The sequence below is a fragment of the Nostoc sp. 2RC genome (genome assembly GCF_014222165.1).
In the GTDB taxonomy this organism is placed as follows: domain Bacteria; phylum Cyanobacteriota; class Cyanobacteriia; order Cyanobacteriales; family Nostocaceae; genus Nostoc; species Nostoc linckia.
Window position 1 is genome coordinate 1 of record NZ_JACKZU010000441.1, and the last position, 6,198, is coordinate 6,198.

General features: G+C 39.4%; 5 protein-coding genes. 1 reads left to right on the forward strand and 4 read right to left on the reverse strand.

What is annotated here, in order from left to right:
* Positions 1 to 243: 243 nt before the first annotated feature.
* From GNE10_RS30815 to GNE10_RS30825, 3 genes are all read right to left on the reverse strand, one after another.
* Positions 244 to 381 carry a hypothetical protein gene (locus GNE10_RS30815; RefSeq protein ID WP_185569648.1) on the reverse strand — a complete coding sequence of 46 codons (138 nt, stop codon included), beginning with the start codon at positions 379 to 381 and terminating at the stop codon, positions 244 to 246.
* Positions 382 to 477: 96 nt separating this feature from the next.
* The gene (locus GNE10_RS30820) at positions 478 to 2,028 is read right to left on the reverse strand and encodes a metallophosphoesterase (RefSeq protein WP_185569650.1); all 1,551 of its coding nucleotides are present in this window, start codon (positions 2,026 to 2,028) and stop codon (positions 478 to 480) included.
* A 307-nt stretch (positions 2,029 to 2,335) separates the two neighbouring features.
* Positions 2,336 to 3,307 (reverse strand): YegS/Rv2252/BmrU family lipid kinase, encoded by a 972-nt coding sequence (locus GNE10_RS30825; protein WP_185569652.1) that lies wholly within the window; start codon positions 3,305 to 3,307, stop codon positions 2,336 to 2,338.
* An 884-nt stretch (positions 3,308 to 4,191) separates the two neighbouring features.
* Here GNE10_RS30825 and GNE10_RS30830 point away from each other — a divergent pair.
* Entirely contained in the window at positions 4,192 to 4,791 is a 600-nt protein-coding gene (locus GNE10_RS30830; protein ID WP_311774898.1) for a sterol desaturase family protein, read from the forward strand.
* A gap of 79 nt (positions 4,792 to 4,870) precedes the next feature.
* On the opposite strand, the gene crtR is transcribed toward GNE10_RS30830, so the two are convergent.
* Complete coding sequence (gene crtR, locus GNE10_RS30835) at positions 4,871 to 5,926, reverse strand: beta-carotene hydroxylase (protein ID WP_185569657.1); 1,056 nt, start codon at positions 5,924 to 5,926, stop codon at positions 4,871 to 4,873.
* Positions 5,927 to 6,198: the final 272 nt, after the last annotated feature.

The window sequence follows — 6,198 nt, forward strand, 5'->3', positions numbered from 1 at the left end:
CAGAGGTGAAACGCTGCTGCGGCAACGATAGTTTAGGGGTTGCCCTACGCTAAAATAGCTCGATGCCAGGTTCTATTTTTTTCTTTTACCCTCTAGCTTTCTTCAATGGCTAGGGGGTAAATGTTTTAAAGCGGATTTGATATTTGATAAGAGATACATCACCTATATGTTGTAAACATAGGATATTTACTGTAAATTAATATCTTTCTTGTGACATCATTTGAAATCATTATTTTTACTTATTTAAGAGCTAGATGGGTGTCCAGATGCATAAGCGAGGAAAAAAGAGCGATCGCTGCAAGGATGATTTATAAAAGCCTCAAACAAGGCATTTTGGTTAATCCATAAGATAATTAATTTGTACAGTACGTAAGTTCTCATAATCATTTGTCGCTTGCTGAAGAGCATTGGTTTATTCCCTGGGTTAGAGTGTCAAACTATTTACCTCATCTGTTCACACTCCGAAGTCACCAGTTGCTAAATCACCAACGGTTCAAGTTCGTGGCTATACCATTGTCGTTGATACCATTCGGCAATCAAGGGACGAACAACAAACTTGGGATGACTTTCGCCTTTGACATCAATGCGTAAACTTGAATAAGGGCGGCGCTTGTGAAAACCGTAACCGTTGCGACCTACGAACAAATGCGATCGCGCCACTAATTTATTTTCCTCCATTAAATTTACTCCTTCAATCCGCTGGCGTCGCAGACTAAATCCGCCACCACCACAAACAATCCAGTGAATATGAGAATCTGCGTGTCCTGTATCCATTGTTTGCAGATATTCTAAACAGTGGGCGTGTCCATTCAATACCAAATCCACCAAAGGACGCCCCTGATTTAAAGAACCTATTTTTTGAGCTACTCGATCTAAAACATCACGCAAGTGCTTGCGAATTGTCAAAGTTTGTGCTTGTTGCCACTTTGTTGCTTCAGTCACGTACGGAGGATGGTGGAAATAAATCACCCGTCCCCGAACTTCCTTAGTATTCCAAGATTCAATTAGTCTGTACTTGAGCCAATCAAGTTGTTCGATGTCAATCTGCGTTGGTCGGTCTGTGGCTAGTTGCTTATTAATATCAACAATAATTTCTTCAATTTGGGACAACTTAGCTTGGAAATCCTCTAATTCATCAGCATCACTGGGGTTTTCAGGATTGAGCTTGGCTGAGGTTTCCATAATTTGCATTTTTTGTTGCTCTAAATCCTGACGATGTTTTTCCAATATTTTGCGGTCTACTTCACCTTGCTTTGTCTTTGGCAATGGTGGTGGGTCGTTAAATGTATTAGAATCCAAGGCGAAGAAATCAATACCGCCATAGCGAAAAGTGTAGTAGCGATTGGGAAGGCGGGTAAAGTGCCCTGGTTGATAGCAAAGACAACGACCCGTGTCTGTTTTGGCAGTGTAGTGGTGATTTAGATGAGCCTCTAATGCTCCTGGAAGCTCAAACGCTTTGAGATAGTCTAAAAAAGCCCGTGCGTAGGCGTCACCTGTTCTCGAACCATGCAAACCCACATCTAAATCTAACCGCGATCGCAACAGTTTACGAATCGGTAATGTTGTCAGAGATGCTAAGCCTAAGACAACCGGCAAGTCATAATAATCATGATTTCCGGGTACGGGTAAAATCGGCAGCTTAAAAACCATCTGGTCATAAGTAATCTTTTTAGGATACTCTCCACCAACAAGAAACTCTCGGTAAGGGTGAATGAAGTTTTGCTGGTAGTATTCACTCGACCCCACTAAATAGATCACATCCCCAGTGTGCAGCATAAAACGACATTCATCGTGGTGGGGCAGCATGAGTTCAGCCACCTGTCGCTGGGGATTCTGTCCCTGATGGTTTCCAGAACCGCTATCACCTACAACTAAAAACGAAAACTCCAAATCCTCTGGATGACCATCATCTAACACTAATCCAGTTTGGTCGATGTTGCGTTCGACAATCAACGGATCTTGCCATCGTACCCGCTGATTCATTTTGCGAATTTTCTTAGCAATAGATGGGTCGGATACTAGTTTCAAGGCAATCTAACTCCTTCTTTAATTGGAGGTCATGAGGCATTGGGCATTGGGGATAGAAGATGATGAGGTAGATGGGGGAGATGTCAATACTGCTCGCTTTGTGCATTTTCAACTCGGAATTTGGTTTTGGGAAAAGGTTAAAGGGTAAAGGGTAAAGGGTAAAGGGTAAAGGTTTTTTCTTTCCCCTTTCCCCTTTTCCCCAAAACCCGACAAGTATTGAGGGTGGGGGACAAGTGAGACAAGGAAGACATGGGGAAAATTTGTCACTCACCAGTCCCCAATGCCCAATGCCCAATGCCCAATCCCCTCAACCTTCTGGTGGATTTTTCATCTCAATAACCAAATTGGGGAGTCCCTCTAATTTTTCTGTAGGCTCAACTTCTTCTGTTAGTGGTACAAAAACTTTTAACCCTGCTGGTACACACTTCACTTCTATTGGTGTTGTGCCGATAACTTCGCCGTCCAAAACAACTTTTTGTGGTGGCTCTGTAGTAATTTTAAATTCTTTGGCTCGTAGATAACCAATATCATTGCGTTCTGCGGCGTTGCCTGTGGAAGCTGTTTGGAACAGATGGAATGTTGCGGCGATCGCTCCGGTTTTACTAGTAGGAGCTACAATTGTTAGGTCTAGCAATCCATCGTCATAAATTAGACCTGCTGGCCCTTGTGCTAATACTGAAGTTGGAGGTGCGGCATTGGCTACTGTCACTGCACAAGCGCTAGTTTTAATTATTCTGTCTTCAGTTTCTATTTCAACATCAAAGTTCTTTAAGTTTCTTAGTTGCTGAATTCCCGCTAAAACGTAGGCCATCATCCCAAAACGATTTTTAGCTTCCCGGTCTGCTAGTTCTACGGTTTCAGCCTCAAAGCCAATACCCACAAGCAGTACCATTGGCAGATCGTTACAATAAGCCACGTCTACATTACGAGTTCCTCCCTGCAAAATTGTCTGACATGCAGCTGCTATGGTATCTGGAATTCCTAAAGCTGTAGCAAATGCGTTGGCTGTACCTCTAGAAATTATACCAAATGGTATATCAGTACGGAGGACTGCTGCTGCTGCTGCTGAGAGGGTACCATCTCCCCCCGAAGCAATTATCGCATGTACCCCTCGCTCTACTGCTGCGTACGCCAAAGCGTCAGCACCAACTTCCTCAGTTGTTAAATAAATATCTAAATCAATTTCGGGTTCTAATATTGCTCGAATTTCTGCCAGTTCTGATTCTGGGTCACCCTGACCCGCGACTGGATTGAAGATGAGGCAGGCGGAACGATTCATAGGAAATAACAACTAAGCTTGGATCGCTAAGATATCAAAGTATTTGTACTATTCTCCTACTATTGTGACTTCTTTTGACTGACTTGGTTACACTGTCTTGAAATATGGAGTATGGAGTAGACAAGTAAACCTTTTTGATGTTGATTATTTGTATGATTTATCACATAAGTTTTTATTTAAAAAAAGGAGTAGCAAAAAATTTTCATTGCTGATTGTGATTGCAATTGATGGATTATCTGGTAAAAATCTTCTGAACAAAAAAAATAAACTCGATGTTTTTTATGTATAAAGGTAAGTTTTTATTACACGAATGAACATTTTTCTGAGTGAATCACGTAGCTAGCAGGGTTGAATAACCCCGAAGTATAGTATCTCTTAATAGCTAGTCCAACCGAGACGTTATTCTAAATTGTCAATTCTGAATTCTGACTTCTGGTATATAAAGCCACAACTGAAAGAGACTATAATTTGATAATAGAAAATAAGAAATTCACAAAAATTGAAGTTGCTGGATAACCTGATTTTTAGAAATGGTCAAAATTTTAGTTTCTATGTCACAAAAGTCACCATTTTTTTGTTAAGAAATCTAAATATACAATCCCCAGAGTATTTAGCATTGTAAAATAAGCAGTGAATTTTGGCGATTAATAAATTAGGAGAAATTTAGCTATTTCTTGATAGAATAAACACTCTAATTGTAGAAAATTAATAATTAATTTCACGGATAGGTCTAATTGACAAACCACTCATTTTTCTATTATTGGTTTTTCTTCTTCGTTATCACTCTTGCCCGATATTTTCTGATAGCTGGAGGAGCTTATTTGCTCTTTTATTCAGTTCTGGGAAAGTCTCTCACCAACAAGAGTTTGCGTATAAAACCGTTGATGAATTCTTCTATTTTCAAAGATATTCAATTATCGATACTCTCCGCAGCGATTTTTGGAATTTCTGGAGCATTCATTATTTCAGAGTATTTTTTAGGAAAAACGCTACTATACACTAATTTCTCCGAGTACGGACTGTGGTATTTGCTAGCGAGTTTTTTTGTAGTGTTAATTCTTCAAGATACATACTTTTACTTTATCCATCGGATGTTTCATCATCCCCTAATTTTTAAATGGATGCATTATGGACATCATCGTTCGGGAGAACCAACGCCTTGGAGTTCTTCAGCATTTGATTTTCCAGAGGCGATTGTACAAGCACTTTTTTTTGTAGGTGTAATATATATAGTTCCACTACATTTTCTCACCTTAGTGGCTGCACTGATAACTATGACAGTTTGGGCCGTGTTTACTCATCTGGGATTTGAGATATTTCCCCCTTCATCTCAAACCAACTGGATTGGAAAATGGCTGATTGGTTCCATGCATCATTCAATACATCACCGCAAATATAAAGTACACTACGGTTTGTATTTTACTTTCTGGGACAAACTACTAGGCACCCAAGACCCTGATTATATCAATAAAAATCATACATAGATACTAGGAATGGGGCGTTGGGCGTTAGCTTCCGAGTTGCTAGAAAAGACATTAATATGTCATCTTTGCGAAATACAGCTTATTCGTGAGTTTGTGATTCGTCTTTTTTATTCGTTGCTGTATGGTGAAAGTGAATTCCGATAAAAATATCATAAATAAATTCTAAAAAGTCTTTCTTTTGCCGTAATCCTGAAGTTTGATAACAGCCTTTTTCATCTAATAAAGGTTTCATTAGATAGTATGTAGACTGATATTTATACCAGGGAATAGAAGTCCATAAATGATGAATTAAATGATAGTTTTGTCCTAAAATTAGGATATTAAGAATCGGGCTAGGATATACGCGAGCATTTTTCCAGCGATCGCGTTCCCTAAAAGGACGATGGGGCAAGTAATCAAAAAAGAACCCTAATATTAACCCCACTATACCAGAAGGTACAATCCAAAAATTCAGAACATACATTAAACAATGATTTTGAATTGCTATATAAAAAATACCAACCACAATTAAACGGCTGATAAACCATTCCAATAGTTCATATTTACGCCACAATCGTCGCTGAAAGAAAAACACTTCGTGGTACAAAAACCGAAATGCAATTAGCCACAGTGGCCCGCCTGTAGACACATAATGATCTGGGTCATCTTTGGGGTGATTTACATGGGCATGATGCTGCAAATGCACTCGTGTAAATACTGGGAAAACAAACCCTAACATCAAGGCGCTACCATGTCCTAGCATCGCATTAATTGTGCGATCGCGGTGGGCAGATTGATGACATGCATCATGAATCACTGTCCCCGCACAATGCAAAGCAATAGTATTAACACAAAAGCACAGCCATTGCGGCCATTGCCAAAGCCAGTAACCAAAGTTAGATAATACCAATGTTGCCGCAGCTGCCAAAAATAGCAGTAGGGTAGGATTGAAATTCCCAGGAGGTGCTAAAAATTCCTTCGGCGGAATTTTCGGTAACTTGTGTGCTTTCAATGCTACCGTTTTTGTTTGTGTTGCTATGTCTTCTATGGTGACTTCCAAGTTGCGATGATTTTGCTTTTGATGGTCATCAACAGCTTGGTCAATGATTAGATTTTTGGCTGGAATGTCAAAAAAATTAGGATCTAAAGAGGTCATAATTTTTCCTGGTCGCGGTTCCTTGATAAAGTGAGCATGAAATCTCTTTCTTCAGCCAGCACAGAATAGATTTCTTGCCCCTATTAGAGAGAGAAAACCCTGAAAATCTAGCCGATACTGTTCTCAATTAAAATTAGAATAGGCTGTTATACCTATGGTCTAATAAAACAAGCTATTATAGTTCTAAAAAAAAGTTTATATGTTCTTTGTTTATAATGTTTCAATTTTCAAAAATAAATTTTAATTCTCAAATTTTCAAGTAGACATTAGTT

Coding starts and splice junctions, on each gene's coding strand:
- GNE10_RS30815 (WP_185569648.1), bottom strand. CDS start 381: ATGAGAACTTACGTACTGTACAAATTAATTATCTTATGGATTAACCAA.
- GNE10_RS30825 (WP_185569652.1), bottom strand. CDS start 3,307: ATGAATCGTTCCGCCTGCCTCATCTTCAATCCAGTCGCGGGTCAGGGT.
- GNE10_RS30830 (WP_311774898.1), top strand. CDS start 4,192: ATGAATTCTTCTATTTTCAAAGATATTCAATTATCGATACTCTCCGCA.
- crtR (WP_185569657.1), bottom strand. CDS start 5,926: ATGACCTCTTTAGATCCTAATTTTTTTGACATTCCAGCCAAAAATCTA.